Source organism: Rhizobium sp. UFLA01-1127, from assembly GCF_059803845.1.
In genome coordinates, this window is record NZ_JAUQTZ010000127.1 from 1 (window position 1) to 17,705 (window position 17,705).

Genomic DNA, 17,705 nt, shown 5'->3' on the forward strand with positions numbered 1-17,705 from the left:
GCACGTCCATGTATACCATAAAATCCATCCTCGCTGAGAGTGTATTCTTTCGTATGACTGGAAAGAGATCATACCCCGATTGCATGTTCTTCACCCGTCTTCTATTCTCGATTGGCCACACTAGTCACAGCTTTATGGACGGCGGGGTCCGATTGGCGAACCCTGGGACATGTCAGGGGGACGGGCGGGGCGCCAAGCTCATCGTCATCGAACGCCGTCGCCGTGTCAGCCATGCGACATCGACATAGGAAATCCCTCGAAGGTCTTGAGCGTATCGAGCACGATCGACGTCTTCACATGCTGTACGGATTCGTGCGGCAAAAGCACGTCGTTGACGAAACGAGAAAGACCGGCGAGCCCGCGGGTCGCAACCTTTAGGTGGTAATCCATTTCGCCCGTCAGCGCGTAGGCTTCCAGCACTTCCGGCAGCCCGTTGATCAGCTGCGAAAACCGGCGCGCATTGTCTCTGTTGTGGGTAGCGAGCGTCACTGAGATCACCACGAGCATATCAAGCCCGAGCTTCTGCCGATCGAGATTGGCCTGATAGCTGCGAATAAAGCCCTCAGCCTCCAGCCTGGTGCGCCGGCGCGAGCATTGGGAAGGGGAAAGCGCGATCCGCTCTCCCAATTCGTTGTTCGTCAGCTTGCCGTCCTTCTGCAGTTCTTCGAGAAGACGCAGATCCAATTTGTCAAGAGGCTCATCCATTGCGCAAAACTTTCAAAATACACACAGATCGTGTATAATATTTTCAATGCGCAGATAGAATGCAAGCACTTTGCGCGCATTTGGAGCCATACTTTGCATAGTCAAAGTCCTGTCTTCCGAGGAGGAGAAAATGGGTCCTTTTCCGCATGATGCGCCGCCGTCGGAAATCACCGCCGATAATCCGGCCGGCACCGATGGCTTCGAATTCGTCGAGTTCGCCCATCCCGAGCCGGAGAAGCTGCGCGAGCTCTTTACCCGCATGGGCTATGTCGCAGTCGCCAAGCACAAGGAAAAAGACATCACCGTTTGGCGCCAGGGCGATATCAACTACATCCTGAATGCAGAACCGGGCAGCCATGCCGCCCGCTTCGTCGCGGATCACGGTCCTGCGGCGCCGTCGATGGCCTGGCGTGTGGTCGATGCCAGACACGCCTTCGACCATGCCGTCTCGAAGGGTGCCGTTCCGTATAAAGGCAGCGACAAGGCGCTCGATGTTCCCGCCATCGTCGGCATCGGCGGCTCGTTGCTCTATTTCATCGAGACCTATGGCAAGAAGGGATCGGCCTACGGCGCAGAATTCGACTGGATCGGCGAAGAGAATCCGAATCCTGAAGGCGTCGGCTTCTATTACCTCGATCATCTGACCCACAATGTTTTCCGCGGCAACATGGACAAGTGGTGGGATTTCTATCGCGATCTGTTCAATTTCAAGCAGATCCACTTCTTCGATATCGACGGGCGCATTACCGGTCTGGTGAGCCGGGCCATCACCTCGCCCTGCGGCAAGATCCGGATTCCACTGAACGAATCGAAGGACGATACCAGCCAGATCGAGGAGTTCCTGAAGAAGTACAAGGGCGAGGGCATCCAGCACATCGCCGTCGGAACGGATGATATCTATCAGGCAACCGATACGCTTGCCGACAACGGCCTGCGCTTCATGCCCGGTCCTCCGGAGAGCTACTACGACATGTCCTACAAGCGTGTGAATGGGCACGAAGAACCCATGGAGCGCATGAAGAAACATGGTATTCTGATCGACGGCGAAGGCGTGGTGAATGGCGGCGTGACGAAGATCCTGCTGCAGGTCTTCTCCAAGACCGTCATCGGCCCGATCTTCTTCGAGTTCATCCAGCGCAAGGGTGACGAAGGCTTCGGCGAAGGCAATTTCCGCGCGCTGTTCGAGTCGATCGAGGCCGATCAGATCAAGCGCGGCGTCATCGGCACGGCGGCCGAATAATCCTTTTGGACGGCCCCGCCAAGGCGTGGGGCCATCTTCGGCTCTTCGGAGGAGTGGAGCGATGGACCAGACGATACCTAAGCCTGCCGAGCGCCAGGCCATGGCGGCGCAGACGCTGCAATATATGCCCGGCTTCGGCAACGACTTCGAAACGGAGGCGCTGCCGGCCGCTCTGCCGCAGGGCCAGAACAGTCCGCAGAAGTGCAATTATGGTCTTTATGCCGAGCAGCTCTCCGGTTCGCCTTTCACGGCGCCGCGCGGAACGAACGAACGCTCCTGGCTCTATCGCATCCGTCCGAGCGTGCGGCATACAAGGCGCTTTTCGAACGCCTCCTATCCGGTCTGGAAATCGGCCCCCTGCCTGGACGATCATTCGCTCCCGCTGGGCCAGCTTCGCTGGGATCCGCTGCCGGCACCGAGCGAAAGGCTGACCTTTCTTGAAGGGATCCGCACGATCACGACCGGAGGCGATGTCCTGACCCAGACCGGCATGGCCGCCCACGCCTATATTTTCAACGAGGACATGATCGACGATTATTTCTTCGATGCCGACGGCGAGCTGCTCGTCGTCCCCCAGGTCGGCGCCATCAGGGTCTTCACCGAAATGGGCATGATGGATATCGAGCCGCTGGAAATATGCGTCATCCCTCGCGGCATGATGTTCAAGGTGACGCGCAAAGGCGACGAAGGCGTCTGGCGCGGCTATATCTGCGAGAATTACGGCGCGAAATTCACGCTGCCGGAGCGCGGGCCGATCGGCGCCAACTGCCTGGCCAATCCGCGCGATTTCAAGACGCCCGTCGCCGCCTTCGAGGACAAGGAGATACCCTGCCGCGTGCATGTCAAATGGTGCGGCAAGTTCTATGTGACGGACATTGGCCACTCGCCTCTCGATGTCGTTGCCTGGCACGGCAACTACATCCCTTACAAATACGATTTGCGGACATTCTCCCCGGTCGGCGCTATCCTGTTCGACCACCCCGATCCGTCGATCTTCACGGTATTGACGGCCCCCACCGAAAGTGCGGGCACCGCGAATGTCGATTTCGTCATCTTTCCGCCGCGCTGGCTGGTGGCCGAACACACCTTCCGCCCGCCCTGGTATCACCGCAATATCATGAGCGAGTTCATGGGCCTTATTCACGGCCAGTATGATGCCAAGGAAAAAGGCTTCGTGCCTGGAGGCATGAGCCTGCATAATATGATGCTTCCGCATGGGCCGGATGCCTCCGGTTTCGAAAAGGCATCCAGTTCCGAATTGAAGCCGGTGAAGCTCGATCATACCATGGCCTTCATGTTCGAAACGCGCTTCCCTCAGCAGCTGACGAAATATGCCGCGGAGCTCGAAACGCTGCAGGACGATTATCTGGAATGCTGGGACGGCCTGGAACGCCGGTTTGACGGAACCCCCAGCATCAAGTGACGATTGCCCTCACATTCTCTGACGGCGGAGCCCGAACATGAAGCTTGCGACTTTGAAAGACTCCACAAGGGACGGCCGGCTCGTGGTCGTTTCGCGCGATCTCACGCGCTGCTCCGAGGTCGGCCATATCGCACGCACCCTGCAGGCAGCGCTCGACGACTGGGAGCATGTGTCTCCGAGGCTGGCGCGCGTTGCCGAAGGCATAGAGACCGGAGCCCAGCCGACGATCCGGTTTCACGAGCATGATGCCGCCTCGCCGCTGCCGCGGGCCTATCAATGGGCCGACGGTTCGGCCTATGTCAATCATGTCGAATTGGTGCGCAAGGCGCGCAAGGCCGAGATGCCGGCAAGCTTCTGGATCGATCCCCTTATGTATCAGGGCGGTTCCGACGGCTTTCTGGGGCCGCGTGACCCGATTGCCGCTGCCGACGAGGCCTATGGCATCGACATGGAAGGCGAGGTGGCCGTCATCGTCGATGACGTTGCCATAGGCTCGACACCAGAGACCGCCCGCCAGGCAATCCGTCTGGTGATGCTCGTCAACGACGTCTCGCTACGCGGCCTGATCCCGCAGGAGCTGGCAAAGGGTTTCGGCTTCTTCCAGTCCAAGCCGGCTTCGGCTTTTTCTCCGGTCGCGGTTACGCCCGACGAACTGGGCGATGCCTGGGATGGCGGCAAGCTGCATCTGCCGCTGCTGGTGATGCTGAATGGCAAGCTGTTCGGCAAGGCGAATGCCGGTATCGACATGACATTCGATTTCGGCCAGCTGATTGCCCACGCCGCCAAGACGCGCAGCCTCGTTGCCGGCACGATCATCGGTTCGGGAACGGTGTCTAACAAGCTCGACGGCGAACCGGGCAAGCCTGTGGAAAGCGGCGGCGTCGGCTATTCCTGTATTGCCGAGGTCAGAACGATCGAGACCATCGAAACCGGATCGCCGAAAACACCGTTCCTGCGCTTCGGTGATCAGGTCCGTATCGAGATGCAGGATCGTGCCGGCCACTCGATCTTCGGAGCGATCGAGCAGACGGTCGATAAATGCGAAGGACCGTGGCCGCGATGAACAACGTCATTCTCTACGACTACTGGAGATCCTCGGCGAGTTACCGGGTGCGCATCGCGCTCAACATGCTCGCAATCGACTATAGAACCGTGGCGGTCAACCTGCTGGAAGGCAAGCAAAAGAGCCCGGAATATCTGGAACTCAATCCGCAGGGCTTCGTTCCGGCGCTGGTGATCGACCGGCAGATCATGACGCAGTCGCTCTCCATCATCGAATATCTGGCCGAGCTTCGGCCGGAAAGCAGGCTGCTCCCGGCTGGCATAACAGACCGGCAGCATGTGCGGGCGCTTGCCTATGCGGTTGCCATGGACATCCATCCGATATGCAATATGCATGTTGCAGCCTATGTCGCGACTTTGACGGACAAGGCCGATGCCCGTGAGGAATGGGCGAGGCACTTCATTGACGTCGGCCTCCGCAAATTCGAGGTCATGTTAAGCAAGCTCGATGGCATGTTCTGCTTCGGCGGCACGCCGACCATGGCGGACATCTGCCTTGTTCCGCAGGTCTATAACGCCCGTCGCTGGGGCGTGGATTTGACCGACCTCAGGCGTATCGTCGAAATCGACGGCAGATGTGCCGAATTGCCTGCATTTCAGGCGGCGCATCCGGACCGGGTAAAGCCTTGACAAGACGCGTTGCCGGCAATGCCATGGCGCTGAGAGCGGGGCGTCGGCGCGAAAATCATCTCCATCGTGCCGGCGTTCAGCGCACGGCGCTCCAGCCAGGCGGCAGCACTACCGGCCTGACCGCAGAGCTCATCTCAATGCAGGCGTCCGCCGTCGGATGGATCGAACAGATGCACCTTTGCCGGATCGATCTTCAGCTGGATAGGCTGGCCCGGAGACACCGAGGGGCGGTCCCTGACGGCTGCGACGATCGAACGGGCGCCGGCCTGCAATTGCAGATGCGTGTCGGAGCCTGTCGGCTCGATGATCACGACCTTGGCCTGCACGCCGTCCGCGTCGATGGCGATATGTTCCGGGCGGATGCCGAGCTGGACGGACCGGCCGAGATGACGTCGGGCGCTTTCAGGCAGCGGCCAATGCAGGTTTTTCGTATCTTGCAGCCCCAAAGCCCCATTTCGGTCGATGACGAGGCCTTCGATGAAGTTCATCGACGGCGATCCGATAAAGCCGGCGACGAAACTGTTGGCCGGTGCATCGTAGATCTCAAGCGGTGAGCCGATCTGCTCGATATGGCCGCCGCGCATAACGACGATGCGGTCGGCCATGGTCATGGCCTCCATCTGATCGTGCGTCACATAGACCATGGTGGTTCCCAGGCGCTGGTGCAGCGTTTTGATCTCGGTGCGCATCTGCACGCGCAATTTGGCATCGAGATTGGACAGCGGCTCGTCGAAGAGGAAGACCGCCGGGTTGCGAACGATGGCCCGGCCCATGGCAACGCGCTGGCGCTGCCCCCCGGACAATTGCCGGGGATAGCGATCGAGGAGGGCGGCGAGATCGAGGATCGCGGCAGCATCGTTCACTTTCTGCTCGATCTCCTGGCGGCTGCGGCGCGCAAGCTTCAAAGAGAAAGCCATGTTGTCGCGCACGGTCATGTGCGGATAGAGCGCGTAGGACTGGAAGACCATGGCGATGTCTCGCTCGTTTGGTTCGAGATCGTTGACGATGCGGTCGCCGATTTCGATCTCGCCGTCGCTGATGCCTTCCAGCCCGGCGATCATGCGCAGCAAAGTGGATTTGCCGCAGCCCGACGGGCCGACAAGCACCACGAACTCTCCGTCCTGGGCCGCGACGGAGACGCCATGCAGCACTTCGAGCGCGCCGTAGCGTTTGATGGCGTTGCGAATGGTCAGTTTCGCCATGGATATCTCTCCCGAAAATCTCGGCCGGCGCCTCAGCGTCCGCCCATGCCCGCATTGAGGGCGATGCTTTTGTAGATGAGCTTCTGCAGGATGATCGCGAGGAGGATGCCTGGAAGCATGGAAAGGGCAGCACCCGCCATCAGGTAATTCCACTGCGTACCCTGCTGCGTCTGGAACATGGTGAGGCCGACGGGCAGGGTGGCATTGTCGGCACCGGTCATGACGATCAGCGGCCAGAGGAAATTGTTCCACTGCCCGATGAAGGTGAAGAGCGACAGAAGCCCGATCGCCGGCATGGATAGCGGCACGATGATGCTGATGAGGATGCGCAGGCGCGAGGCACCGTCGATCCTTGCGGCCTCCTCCAGCTCCATCGGAATGGAGAGGAAGAACTGCCGCATCAGGAAAGCGCCGAAGGTGCCGAACGAGATCGGCAGGATCACACCGGGGAAGGTGTTGACCAGGCCGAGTTTGTTGACAATCAGAAACAGCGGAATGATGAGCATCAGCGGCGGCACCATCAGCGTGCCGATATAGCCGAGCAGCAGCGTTTCGCGCGCTCGGAATTTCAGCCGCGCGAAGGCATAGCCGGACAGGCAGGAGACGATGACGGTGATGGCCGTCACGCAGATGGCAATGACGGCGCTGTTGAGGAAGAAACGGCCGAAGGGCAGCTGCGTCCAGGCGGCGGCAAAATTACCCCACTCGAAGACTTCGGGCAGAATGCGTGGGGGTATCGCCGTTACTTCCGCATTCGAGCGCACCGCGTTCGATACCATCCAGAAGAAGGGGAACAGGAAGGCGATCGCGACGAGGGTGATTGCCAGGTGATTGACGACGTCAAGCACCAGCTTCCGGCGTGCTCTGGCTTCGGCTTTAAGCGTCATAATGCACCCATTTGCGCTGGAACCAGAATTGCAGGGCCGTCAGCGCCATGATCAGCGCGAACATCACCCAGGCGATGGCGGAGGCGTAGCCCATCTGGAAGTTCTGAAAGCCGCGTTGATAGATGGCGTAGCCGAGCGTCGCGGTCGACGATCCCGGCCCGCCCTTGGTCATGACGAAGATCTGGTCGAAGACCTGCAGCGAGGTGATCGCCGTCATGACGGTGCCGAAGAACAGCGTCGGCGAGATCAGCGGCAGGCGGATTTTCCAGAAGCGATCCCAGGCCGTTGCGCCATCGATGCGCGCCGCCTCCAGATAGGTTGACGGCACCATGTCGAGCGCGGCGTTGAAGAGAACGGTATTGTAGCCGACACCGGCCCAGATCGAGGTGAGGACGACCGCCTGCATGGCAAGCGTGCGATCGTTCAGCACGCCCGAGAACGGCAGCGACAGCGCCACCATCATGCTGTCGAACAGGCCGCCGCTTGTGAAGATCAGCATCCAGACCATGGCGACGGCGATGAGTGGGGTGAAGGTCGGCAGGAAGAAGATCACGCGAAACCAGCGCTGCCCGATCTTCAGGCTCGAAATCCAGGTCGCCAGCCCGAGCGAGATGACGATATTGAGCACCAGATACTCGACCGTGAAGAAGATGGTGTTGCGCATGACCGTCCAGAATTGCGGGTCGGTGGTAAACAGGCGCACATAGTTGGCAAAGCCGACGAAGCGTGGCGCGCCGAGCAATTGCCAATTGGTGAAGCTGAGCGCGATCGAAGCGAGAATCGGCAGGACGAGAAACAGGATGATGCCGATCAGGCCCGGCAGCAGGAAGAACAAGGCCGTCCATCCCTCGCTTCTGAACCATTTGCGCGAGCGCGGCCTTGGTCTTGCGATCATGTCGGTATGCTTGCCCAGCATCATGAGCCTCTCCTTTTCGGCACGGGCGCTGCGGTCGAGCCGATAGGCCGGCCGCAGGCCGACCACATGCCCGGCTTATGGTAGCTGGCTCTGAATGTCGCTCAACACGCCTTCGGGTTTCGAGTCTCCCGTCAGCGCCAGCGGCACGTATTGCATCACCAGATTCTCGAATTGGTTCCATTTCTCGTTGATGCGGAACGGCGTTGTATGGGCAAACATATATTGCAGCGTGTCGCGCGTGCCGCTGACGTTCTTCGCCGCTCCGTCATACCAGGCGGTCTGCTGTGCGAGCCGGGCTGGCAGTGCGCGTCCGGCCGAACCGAGGATTTCGGCAGCCTTCGGACCCGTCAACACCTGTATCGCCTTGAAGGCGGCATCCTTGTGCTGGCTGGCGGCGGAAATGCCCCAGCCCGAGCCTGCCGTAATGAAGCGCGACGCACCGCTGCCGCGCGGCAGCGGTGCGATGCCGATCTTGAAGTTGACGTTGGCCTGCCCGGTAATCAGCGACCATGGGCCGTCGATATACATGGCGACATTGCCCGAGGCGAAGCGGCCGCTTGCGGCCGAAGCATCGGCGGCGGAGGCAAAGACCGGTGAAAGTTTGTCCTTGGCGGTAAGATCGGCATATTTGCTGAAGGCATCGACAAAGCCGGCATTGGTAAGGTCGAATTCACCGGCGGCATTGAAATAATCCGCACCGAGCGCGACGGGGCCTGCAATGAAATCGAAAGCCTGGGTGCCGTAGCCGTAGGTTCCGCCGGTCGTCAGCGCCTTGGCGTCGGCCTTGAAGTCGTCGAACGTCCAATCCTTGGCAGGCTCCTTCAAGCCGGCGGCGGCGAACTTGTCGCGATTGTAGAAAACCATCCACGGCCCGACATCGTAGGGCAGGGCATAGAGCTTGCCGTCTTGTGAAAGGCCGGACATGATCGATGTCTCGAAGTCCGCCACCTTCACGTCGCTCTTTTTCACGTAGTCGTCGAGCGGCGTCAGAATCGAATAGAAATTCGACATGCGCATCGACTGCATCGAAACGATGTCGGCGACCTGCCCGGATGTTGCCAGAACCGGCAGGCGCGTCCAATAATCGGTCCATCCTGAAAGCTGCAGCTTCACCTCGATGTCGGGATATTGTTTGTTGACGAGATCGGCCAGCTGCTGCCAGAGCTGGACATCGTTCGGCTGACCCCACATCTGCCAAGTCAGGGTCACGGGGGCATCCTGCGCTCGCGCGCCGATGCCGGGCAGTGAACTCGCCGTAAGGGCGGCGGCAAAGATCAATGAACGCTTCATGGTTGTTCCTCCTCCTTAATGACTTTCATTGGAGTGACGTTCGTCACGCCCGGACGCTCTCCTCCGGTTTGGTCTTCCAGCCCGTTCAGGCCGCGATCATCGCCTCCAGATCGGCGATCAGGCCGATCAATTCCGTTCGCTGACGCCGCCACGTATCTCCTTCCTGTCCCGGCTCCAGGATGGCCGTCATCCGCTCAAGGAAGTCGGGCGGCAGCCATTCGAGCTCGGCCGCCATCGGCAGGTTCCAGCCGTCACCCGGAAAATAGACCCGGTTGAAGGCAAAGACGGTCTGCAGGATCGCGTTGGCAAGCTTGCCCGTCAGCCCGACGAGAAAGACGATATCGCGGCGGGCGACCTTGCTTTCGTAATGGTAATCCCTGGCCCAATAGCGCAGGACTTCCATATGCTGACGGAGGACGGAGGCCCTGAGCGCTTCCGGATATTGCACCAATTGCCGTTTCCAGCAGGCCAGCAGGCCGTGCGGGTCGGCGATGATCTGCTGGTTTGCAAGATCCGTCGGCAAGTGATAGCCCCATATCGTCCACTCGAAGCTTTTTGGCACGACGATGCCGGCAAGCCAGGAGTCCAGATCGCGCTGGACGGCGGCGTAACGGCGCATCCAGACGCCATTCATGCGAATGCCTTCGGCCTGCCAGCTCCGCAGCGCAGCATCGAAACGCCGCCATGCCGCAGTCTGGCGAACCTCCGGTCCGCGATAGGCATCGGCATAGACGCGGAAGTCAAAATCCGACTGCGCATCAGACCATCCCTTGCCCCGCGATCCGGCGAGCGCGACGGCGCCATTGCCGTCTTCGGCCAGATCGGCGATCAAGGGCGTCATCGCGGCAATGAGTTCGGCTTCACGGCTCATGACGGCACCGGGCGGCTGGGCTTCGCTATCTCCTTCAATCCTTGAGGACCAGTTCGATGACCGGGGTGACTACGTCAGGTTTCAGAACCGGCAGTTCGAGCGTCAGAATGCCCTCGCCGACAGCGACGCCGATGTTGGAATCGACCTCGGCATCCGGGTCGAGCCAGTGAACCTCGCTGGCATCGTGCAGGAACTGAGCATATTTCACCTTGCGGCCCAGCCCTTCGACGTGGATGTGGCGGAAGGGCCAGGTCTGGATGTGCAGGTAAAGCCGATTGCCCTTTTGGGTGAAGCGGCAGCCGCTCGGCGCCTTGTAGGCTGAGGGGCCCGCGCCATAGATTGCGCGGCCGTTCAGCCGCATCCATTCGCCATAGATGTCGAGCGCCTTGATGGCGCGGACGTCGAAGGTGCCGCGGCCGGTGGGGCCAACATTCATCAGCAGGTTGCCGCCGAGCGAGACGGTATCCACCAGGATATTGATGAGCTGGCCGGCATCCTTCCAGCTCGTTTCGTCGCGATAATAGCCCCAGGAGCCGCTGAAGGTGTGGCAGGCTTCCCAGCGTACCGGCAATCCGGCAACCGTCGGCGCGATGCGCGGCGTATATTGTTCCGGCGTGACGAGATCGGGCATGTGATCGGCGTCGCGTGGCAGGTCGAGGCGGTCGCCGATAATGATGTCGGGCTGCAGCTGGCGCACCAGCTTGACGAGGTCTTCGCTCTCCCAATCGGCGCGGCCCTTGCCGGGCAGGCCTTTGTAGACGCGGCGCGGATAGCTGAAATCGAACCAGATCACGTCGATCTTGCCGAAATTCGTCAGAAGCTCGGTCACCTGGTCGCGCATGTATTTGGCATAGCGCTTGATGTCGCGGCCCTCATTGAGCTTGGCGGCGTCGGGATGATTGCGCTGCGGATGATGCCCGTCGACCGGGAAATCCGGATGATGCCAGTCGAGCAGGGAATAATAGAAGCCGACCTTCAACCCTTCGGCGCGAAGCGCTTCGACATAGGGCCCGATCAGGTCCTTGCCATAGGGCGTGTTGGTGACTTTGTAGTCGGTGACCTTGCTGTCCCACAGGCAGAAGCCTTCATGGTGCTTGGCGGTCAGAACCACATATTTCATGCCTGCCTCACGAGCACGGCGTGCCCATTCGCGGGCGTCGTAGAGATCGGGATCGAAATTGTCGAAATACTTCCGATAGGCCTCGGTGGTGAACTCCTCGCGGTTCTTCAGCCATTCATGGCGTGCGCCAAGAGCGTACAGCCCGAAGTGGATGAACATGCCGAAGCGGTCGTGTCCAAACCATGTCTTGCCATCGGCCACGCTCTGGCCGCCACTGATCGTTGCGTCGCTCACACTATCCTCCCAAGTGTTAGGGCTCAATCGAACCGGTTCGATTCAATCATTGATCCACTCGCCATATATGTCAAGCGCCCTGTTGAAATCTCGTTCGGCATATTGCTTCACGGCCGACAAATGTTAGATTTATGACAGCGATTCATGGAAGGAGGCATCTTCGATTGGAAGGCTAAAGACGATAGAAACGGTTCGAGAAATTCATGGCCACAATTCGTGACGTCGCCAAACTTGCTGACGTGTCCGTTTCGACGGTGTCGCTCGCTTTAAGCAATCCGGCGCGCGTCAGCCAGAAGACGCTGGAGAGAATCCGTCAGGCGATCGCCGCCGTCGGCTTCGTTGCCGATCCGCTCGCGCAAAGTCTGGCGCGTGGCCGCAGCCGTATGATCGGCTTCGTCGTCGGCAATGTCGGCAATCCGTTCTTCGGAGACATCCGGCGCGAGCTGGAAAATTATGCGCTCGACCATCAGCATTTCGTCGTCGTCACCGATTCTTCCGGCAAGACGGATCGCGAGCGGGCGATGGTCGAGCATCTGATCGGACTCAAGACGGCGGGTCTGGCGCTTGCGCCGTCGGGCTACGACCAGGACTACATCGATTTCATTGCCGGCCTGAACGTGCCGATCGTCTGTTTCGACCAGAAGGTTGCCGGCATAGAGCGCGATTTCGTCGGCTCGGACAACTATCTTGCCGGCGCGATGCTGACCGAGCACCTCCTGCAGCTCGGCCACAGGCGCATCGCCATCATCACCGGTCCCAGCCATATGCGCACGGCAACGGAGCGCTATCGCGGCTTTGCCGAGACCATGGCCAATGCCGGCGTCGAAGTGAATCCCAATTTCGTCGTCGACGGACAGTTCACGCGCACCGCCGGCTACGAGGCGGCCATGCGCCTGCTGATCCAGCCCGAGCGACCCAGCGCGATCCTCGGCGCCAACAACACGGTAGCGCTCTCGGCGCTGCAGGCCATGCAGGAGCTGGGTTTCCGCTGCCCCGAGGACATTTCGCTCGCCATGATCGACAATGTGCAATGGAGCTCGGTCATCACGCCGCGCATCACCATGGTCGTTCAGGATACCTTGGCGCTCGGCGGCATCATCGCACGGCGCCTGATGCACCGCATCACCAATCCCCAAGGCGCCGTCGAGCCGCCGCAGGATTTCGTGCTGACGCCCAAATTCGTTCCAGGCAATTCCTGCCGGCGGATTTAGGCCATAAGCCGAGCTCTAAGCAAGGCGGTCGTCTCCCGTTTGACCGTTCTCAGCCATGGGTGTCGAGCCGCAAACAGCCTTGTCGCGATGTTGTATGAAACTTTTGCAAAACACTAAAATAGCCATTGCCCTCGCTCGTGGAACCAATATCGTAGACTTCGTTCTCAGGTAGCAGTGGGTCACGACGGCAGCCGAGGGAGGAATGGATGGCGCCCGTCAAGGCACTGATCATGCGTCATGCTGAAAAGCCCGACGATCAGGGCGACCCGAACCTGTCCCCAGCCGGGCGAGTTCGCGCAAAAGCACTGGTCACATGGTTTCCTCAAACCTTTGGCCGGCCCGACTTCATCTTTGCCGCTGCCGTTTCGAAGCGCAGCGAGCGGCCCGTGCAGACCGTTCAGCCGCTGGCGGACGCACTCGGGCTCGAGGTGCATGCGCAATTTGCCGATGATGACTGTGCCGCCTTGGCAGAGGCGCTGCTTTCCAGACCCAAGTTCGACGGTAAGACGGCTCTCATCTGCTGGCATCACGGCAACATCCCGAAACTGATGAAGGCACTCGGCGCGCCGGCGGGAAGCTATCCCGACCCCTGGGTGCCGACCGTCTTCAATCTTATTCTTGTCACCGATTTTCTCAGCGAGGGGCCAGAAGTCTCGCAACTGTCAGAGCCGTTCTGATTGACAATAGAGGCTTTGCCGCCTTCGGCATTCCCGCATGGGAGACAAGCACCGCCTTCTCTTAAGCGTATCGAGGGGACCGACATGGCTTTTGCAAACACAGGTACCGCCGGCAGCCTTGCAGTCAAATTGTGGCGCGGTGAGCGCATGTGCCTCATCGGGATGGACGTCGCCGATCCAGAGGATGATTTCGTAGGGTTCGCGATCGAGGTGAAGAGCCCGGGTTCAACCGACTATGTTGCGTTGAGGAACCGGTTGAATTTCGACTATGGCAGCGCAGACAAGGGTGTCGACGGCTTTCGGAACTTCCTGTCGACGGCAGCCCCCTTTCAGAAGTTCCGCTGGATGCATTTTCCCTATGATCCGACGGATGGCACCTATCTTTATCGGGTGACGAAGATGCATATGAACGCTGCGGGCGCGCTCAAGAGCGGCGATCGGGTGGCCGACCTGCCGATCTCGCTCGACCGCATGACCTATAGCGACTATCTCGATATCGGCTTCACCCGCAACTTTGCCTCCTCGCAGGCCTATGCCGACAAATTCGGCAACAACCCCGATGTCATTCCGAGCGATCCCAACGAGGGCCTGACGTTTCAGAAGCTGCCCGGCGATGTCTATCAATGGCTCGGCTTCGAAGCCTACGACCTGATTTTCGGCCTGCTGGACGAGGTGGCGAACGATAAGGATCTCTCCATCGACGTCTTTGCCTATGATTTCAACGAGCGCGACATTCTCGCCAAGCTGGAGAGTTGCGGCACGCGTGTTCGCGCCATCATAGACGATTCCAAACCGCACAAGCCCGCCGGCAGCGCGGAATCGCAGGCGGCTGCCCGGCTTGCCGCCTCGGCCGGAGCCGATGCCGTCAAGCGCATGCATTTCAAGACCCTGCAGCACAACAAGGTCTTTATCATCCGGCGCGGAGACCAACCGGTCAAGGTGTTGTTCGGTTCCACCAACTTCAGCTATCGCGGCCTCTACATACAAGCCAACAACGCGCTCGTGTTTCATTCGAGCGATGCGGCCAAATTGTTCGGCCGTGCTTTCGATCTGGCTTTCCAGGGGCTGGATGCCTTCAAACAGGATAGTCTCGGCAGTAAGTGGAGCCTCGTGCAGGCGGAGGGCGTGCCTTCGGCGCATTTCTGCTTTTCGCCGCACCAGTCGAGCAATCTCTCGCTGAGCCCCGTGGGGGCCGCGATCGATCAGGCCTCTTCCTCGGTCTTTTATGCCATCGCCTTTCTCAACCAGATCCGCTCCGGGCCGGTGCGCGAGGCGGTCGACCGGCTCATGGGCAAGGATGTTTTCAGCTATGGCATTTCCGACAAGGATGGCGGGCTCGAAATCCGCAAACCCGACGGCACCGTCGGTCAGGTGGATTTCAGCTATCTCGCCAGCCATGCGCCGGAACCCTTCAAGAGCGAATGGAGCGGCGGCAGCGGCATTCACCAGCACGACAAATTCGTCGTGACGGATTTCAACCTGCCGACTGCCAAGGTGTTTACCGGATCGTCCAACCTGTCACCGAGCGGCGAAAGCAATAATGGCGACAATCTCGTCATGATCGAGGATCAGCGCGTTGCAACATCCTATGCACTCGAAGCTCTCCGGATCTTCGACCATCTTCATTTCCGCTCCGCCATGCAGGGTGCGGACACGCCCAACAGCCTGACGCTCGCGCGCCCTCCGGCAGCCGGACAAGATGCCTGGTTCCGGCGTTTCTATGTGACGGGTTCGCAGGCGGCAAAGGATCGCCTTCTGTTCTCGCGCTGAGATCGACCGGTCCTTTCGACGTGATTGCCGGTGCCGACAATGGAGCGTGGCTCATGAGCCAAACCGATGCGATACCCCTTTCCGCAGAAAGGAAAGTCGTGGAAGCCGCCGATTTCCGCTGGGACGGCAACGGCTTCGAGGCGGGGATCGGTATCGCGGCATCCGGCGGCGGGTTTCGGGTCATGCTGTTTCACGCAGGCGCCTTCCTTCGCCTGGCCGAACTCGGGCTCCTGCAGCAGGCAAAGCGCATTTCCAGCGTTTCCGGCGGCTCGATCGCGACCGCCTGGCTCGCAAGCGTCTGGCCGGATCTGGTCAAGGCCGATTTTGCCAATCTGCACGATGCTTTCATTGGTCCTTTGCTCGATTTTGCCCGTGCGAGGATCGACGTCATGGCCGCGCTTGTCGGCCTTCTGCCTGGAACTTCCGCCGCGCACCAGGTCGCAAGTTCCTACGACAGGCATCTGTTTCATGGGCGCAGCCTTCGCGATCTGCCGGACCGGCCGCAGTTCGTATTCTGTGCGACAAACCTGCAGACCGGCGTGCTCTGGCGCTTCTGCAAGACCTATGCGGGTGACTACATCGTCGGCCGGATCGATCGGCCGGACATTCCATTGGCCAAAGCGGTGGCTGCCTCCTCGGCCTTTCCTCCATTCCTGTCGCCACTCGCGCTCGAATTCTCGGATGGAAGCTTCCAGAATTGGCCGACGGGATCATCGGTGCCGGCCGATGCGATCGGGGCTTTTCGCAAGGCCGTCCTTTTGACCGATGGCGGTGTGTATGACAATCACGGCATCAAACCATTGGTAAAGCGCTTTGCGACCCTCTTCGTCAGCGACGGAGGCGCGCCGTTTGCCCGAAATCCCGGCCTCTATGGCAATTGGCTCAGCCAGCTTCGCCGGGTCCTGGATGTAACAGACAATCAGGTCCGGGCGCTGCGCCGCAGGGATCTTATCGGCCGCTTCGAGGCCGGTGCTTTGCTGAACAACGAGGCGGTTCTCGTCGATATCCAGGCCTATGGCCGCCTTGGCGCCTATTGGGGCATCGACACGGACCCTTCCAAACTTGCGCCTGAAGATGCGTTGTCTTGTTCGGCAAGGGAGGTCGCGAGCCTTGCCAGTGCGCCCACGCGGCTAAGCGATCTCGGAGAAAGCCTGTCGGAAAGGCTGGTGAACTGGGGATACGCGATCTGCGATCGCAGCGTCAGGGCAAATTATAAGGGGCCGCTTCGCCAGGTCTCCCCCGTCTGGCCGTTTCCAAAAAAGGCATTGGGGTAGCGGCGGCGGACGTCGGAACGGCGTCGAGCGTCGGGAGCGCCAAATTCGTCGAGCGCTCTTGACTGCGACGCGCGGGGTTCCAGATAGCAGCGATTATCAGGCTTCGCGTGAGGGCATCGGGCAGGAAGAGGGCGCGAGCACCTTGGTAATTCGCCTTTTTGCACAGTTTTACCCCCTTCTCCATTTATCCGTCTGCTTTGTTCGCTTCCTTCGATGTTCTATACTCTCCACCCTATACCGGGCGCAGCCCTCCATCGGCTACTGATCTTGGAGGCTGCGATATTGGCGCGCATCAATCTCGAAGTTCGATTATGAAGACATTCATTGTTCCCGGCCCCAATTCGAGCACCATCATTTCGCGACGGACGGCCGAGAGGCTTGGGAGGCCGTTTTCCAGAGATCGCACGATAGTCCACGCCGACGTCAGCTATGCCGATGCGAGCCATCCGTTGTGGTTTTTCGCGAGAACTGGAAATAGTAATGCAAATTGACACGTATGTGGTCTCGCTGATACGCGTCCTCGGCCAAGTGGCGATTATTGTCTATGCCTATTCCTGGGTTATCCGGATCGTCGAACGCGGCGCGTTGAAATCCGTGGCCGTCGGGCTGCTGTTTGGGCTGGTCGGCATCCTGTCGATGGGCGATCCGATCCGCTGGATGCCCGGCGTCATCCAGGACGGCCGTTCCATCCTCCTCGTCCTTACGCCGGTCTACGGCGGTTTTCTGGGGACCGTGGTCGCGGCGGCGATGATGAGCCTGTTTCGTTTCATGGTCGGCGGCATGGGTGCCGCCGGCGGCATCGCCGGCATAGTCGTCGTTGCATTCGCGGGTTATGTGCTGAGCCTCCTGCCACGGCAATGGGTCGGCACGGGGTGGCGGCGGTCGTCGTTGTTCGGTCTGGCGACCTGCACCTCGATTATCGTTCTCGTCTTCCTGCCATGGGTGGTTGCCCGCGAGCTCTTCCTGACCGCAACGCTTCCGGTCACCGTCGTCAACATACTCGGCGTCCTCCTTCTCTCGGACCTGCTGGAGCGGGAGCAGTATCGCATCGGCATCCAGCGCGCGCTCGAGAATGAAGCGAGCCTCGATCCGCTGACAAAGCTTCCCAATCGCCGTGTCCTGCAGCGCGAAGGCGACCGCTGCAGCAAGGATGCGGGAGCCAGACGCATCCCCTTTTCGATCATCATGCTCGA

Annotated in this window: 16 protein-coding genes; 9 read left to right on the forward strand and 7 right to left on the reverse strand. The window is 60.1% G+C overall.

The features are described from left to right. Positions 1 to 225: 225 nt before the first annotated feature. Entirely contained in the window at positions 226 to 705 is a 480-nt protein-coding gene (locus Q4Q11_RS24785; RefSeq protein ID WP_498571143.1) for an Lrp/AsnC family transcriptional regulator, read from the reverse strand. Positions 706 to 835: 130 nt separating this feature from the next. On the opposite strand from Q4Q11_RS24785, the gene hppD reads away from it, so the two are divergent. From hppD to maiA, 4 genes are all read left to right on the forward strand, one after another. Continuing rightward, on the forward strand, positions 836 to 1,945 hold the full coding sequence (hppD, locus tag Q4Q11_RS24790; RefSeq protein ID WP_498571144.1) for a 4-hydroxyphenylpyruvate dioxygenase: 1,110 nt from the start codon (positions 836 to 838) through the stop codon (positions 1,943 to 1,945). Positions 1,946 to 2,006: 61 nt separating this feature from the next. After that, complete coding sequence (hmgA, locus tag Q4Q11_RS24795) at positions 2,007 to 3,368, forward strand: homogentisate 1,2-dioxygenase (protein ID WP_498571145.1); 1,362 nt, start codon at positions 2,007 to 2,009, stop codon at positions 3,366 to 3,368. A 37-nt stretch (positions 3,369 to 3,405) separates the two neighbouring features. After that, positions 3,406 to 4,431, forward strand: coding sequence for a fumarylacetoacetate hydrolase family protein (locus Q4Q11_RS24800; RefSeq protein ID WP_498571146.1), 1,026 nt, complete (start codon positions 3,406 to 3,408; stop codon positions 4,429 to 4,431). Next, on the forward strand, positions 4,428 to 5,060 hold the full coding sequence (maiA, locus tag Q4Q11_RS24805; RefSeq protein WP_498571147.1) for a maleylacetoacetate isomerase: 633 nt from the start codon (positions 4,428 to 4,430) through the stop codon (positions 5,058 to 5,060). The genes Q4Q11_RS24800 and maiA overlap by 4 nt, the downstream gene beginning before the upstream one ends. Before the next feature lie 134 nt (positions 5,061 to 5,194). Here the strand turns inward: maiA and Q4Q11_RS24810 are convergent, their stop codons facing one another. The 6 genes from Q4Q11_RS24810 to Q4Q11_RS24835 all read right to left on the reverse strand — a co-directional run bounded on the left by Q4Q11_RS24810 (position 5,195) and on the right by Q4Q11_RS24835 (position 11,580). Next, positions 5,195 to 6,262 carry an ABC transporter ATP-binding protein gene (locus tag Q4Q11_RS24810; protein ID WP_498571148.1) on the reverse strand — a complete coding sequence of 356 codons (1,068 nt, stop codon included), beginning with the start codon at positions 6,260 to 6,262 and terminating at the stop codon, positions 5,195 to 5,197. Between the two features lie 32 nt (positions 6,263 to 6,294). Continuing rightward, positions 6,295 to 7,149 (reverse strand): carbohydrate ABC transporter permease, encoded by an 855-nt coding sequence (locus Q4Q11_RS24815; protein WP_498571149.1) that lies wholly within the window; start codon positions 7,147 to 7,149, stop codon positions 6,295 to 6,297. Further along, entirely contained in the window at positions 7,139 to 8,044 is a 906-nt protein-coding gene (locus tag Q4Q11_RS24820) for a carbohydrate ABC transporter permease (RefSeq protein ID WP_498571156.1), read from the reverse strand. Before Q4Q11_RS24820 ends, Q4Q11_RS24815 begins: the two co-directional genes overlap by 11 nt. Before the next feature lie 96 nt (positions 8,045 to 8,140). Then, positions 8,141 to 9,355, reverse strand: coding sequence for an ABC transporter substrate-binding protein (locus Q4Q11_RS24825; protein WP_498571150.1), 1,215 nt, complete (start codon positions 9,353 to 9,355; stop codon positions 8,141 to 8,143). 85 nt (positions 9,356 to 9,440) lie between these two features. Next, positions 9,441 to 10,226 (reverse strand): DUF4037 domain-containing protein, encoded by a 786-nt coding sequence (locus Q4Q11_RS24830; RefSeq protein ID WP_498571151.1) that lies wholly within the window; start codon positions 10,224 to 10,226, stop codon positions 9,441 to 9,443. A gap of 34 nt (positions 10,227 to 10,260) precedes the next feature. Then, on the reverse strand, positions 10,261 to 11,580 hold the full coding sequence (locus Q4Q11_RS24835) for an alpha-L-fucosidase (protein ID WP_498571152.1): 1,320 nt from the start codon (positions 11,578 to 11,580) through the stop codon (positions 10,261 to 10,263). A 203-nt stretch (positions 11,581 to 11,783) separates the two neighbouring features. Between Q4Q11_RS24835 and Q4Q11_RS24840 the strand changes: the two genes are divergently transcribed. The 5 genes from Q4Q11_RS24840 to Q4Q11_RS24860 all read left to right on the forward strand — a co-directional run. After that, positions 11,784 to 12,791 carry a LacI family DNA-binding transcriptional regulator gene (locus Q4Q11_RS24840; RefSeq protein ID WP_112513072.1) on the forward strand — a complete coding sequence of 336 codons (1,008 nt, stop codon included), beginning with the start codon at positions 11,784 to 11,786 and terminating at the stop codon, positions 12,789 to 12,791. Positions 12,792 to 12,997: 206 nt separating this feature from the next. Further along, positions 12,998 to 13,468 (forward strand): histidine phosphatase family protein, encoded by a 471-nt coding sequence (locus tag Q4Q11_RS24845; protein WP_112513071.1) that lies wholly within the window; start codon positions 12,998 to 13,000, stop codon positions 13,466 to 13,468. Between the two features lie 84 nt (positions 13,469 to 13,552). Then, positions 13,553 to 15,238: a phospholipase D-like domain-containing protein gene (locus Q4Q11_RS24850; RefSeq protein ID WP_498571153.1), complete on the forward strand. Its 1,686-nt coding sequence runs from the start codon at positions 13,553 to 13,555 to the stop codon at positions 15,236 to 15,238. 53 nt (positions 15,239 to 15,291) lie between these two features. Next, entirely contained in the window at positions 15,292 to 16,512 is a 1,221-nt protein-coding gene (locus tag Q4Q11_RS24855; RefSeq protein WP_498571154.1) for a patatin-like phospholipase family protein, read from the forward strand. 480 nt (positions 16,513 to 16,992) lie between these two features. Then, on the forward strand, positions 16,993 to 17,705 hold a 713-nt coding region (locus tag Q4Q11_RS24860; protein ID WP_498571155.1), incomplete at its 3' end, for a LytS/YhcK type 5TM receptor domain-containing protein.

Coding starts and splice junctions, on each gene's coding strand:
- maiA (WP_498571147.1), top strand. CDS start 4,428: ATGAACAACGTCATTCTCTACGACTACTGGAGATCCTCGGCGAGTTAC.
- Q4Q11_RS24810 (WP_498571148.1), bottom strand. CDS start 6,262: ATGGCGAAACTGACCATTCGCAACGCCATCAAACGCTACGGCGCGCTC.
- Q4Q11_RS24800 (WP_498571146.1), top strand. CDS start 3,406: ATGAAGCTTGCGACTTTGAAAGACTCCACAAGGGACGGCCGGCTCGTG.
- Q4Q11_RS24845 (WP_112513071.1), top strand. CDS start 12,998: ATGGCGCCCGTCAAGGCACTGATCATGCGTCATGCTGAAAAGCCCGAC.
- hmgA (WP_498571145.1), top strand. CDS start 2,007: ATGGACCAGACGATACCTAAGCCTGCCGAGCGCCAGGCCATGGCGGCG.
- Q4Q11_RS24855 (WP_498571154.1), top strand. CDS start 15,292: ATGAGCCAAACCGATGCGATACCCCTTTCCGCAGAAAGGAAAGTCGTG.
- Q4Q11_RS24840 (WP_112513072.1), top strand. CDS start 11,784: ATGGCCACAATTCGTGACGTCGCCAAACTTGCTGACGTGTCCGTTTCG.
- Q4Q11_RS24830 (WP_498571151.1), bottom strand. CDS start 10,226: ATGAGCCGTGAAGCCGAACTCATTGCCGCGATGACGCCCTTGATCGCC.
- Q4Q11_RS24825 (WP_498571150.1), bottom strand. CDS start 9,355: ATGAAGCGTTCATTGATCTTTGCCGCCGCCCTTACGGCGAGTTCACTG.
- Q4Q11_RS24815 (WP_498571149.1), bottom strand. CDS start 7,149: ATGACGCTTAAAGCCGAAGCCAGAGCACGCCGGAAGCTGGTGCTTGAC.
- Q4Q11_RS24820 (WP_498571156.1), bottom strand. CDS start 8,044: ATGATCGCAAGACCAAGGCCGCGCTCGCGCAAATGGTTCAGAAGCGAG.
- hppD (WP_498571144.1), top strand. CDS start 836: ATGGGTCCTTTTCCGCATGATGCGCCGCCGTCGGAAATCACCGCCGAT.
- Q4Q11_RS24785 (WP_498571143.1), bottom strand. CDS start 705: ATGGATGAGCCTCTTGACAAATTGGATCTGCGTCTTCTCGAAGAACTG.
- Q4Q11_RS24850 (WP_498571153.1), top strand. CDS start 13,553: ATGGCTTTTGCAAACACAGGTACCGCCGGCAGCCTTGCAGTCAAATTG.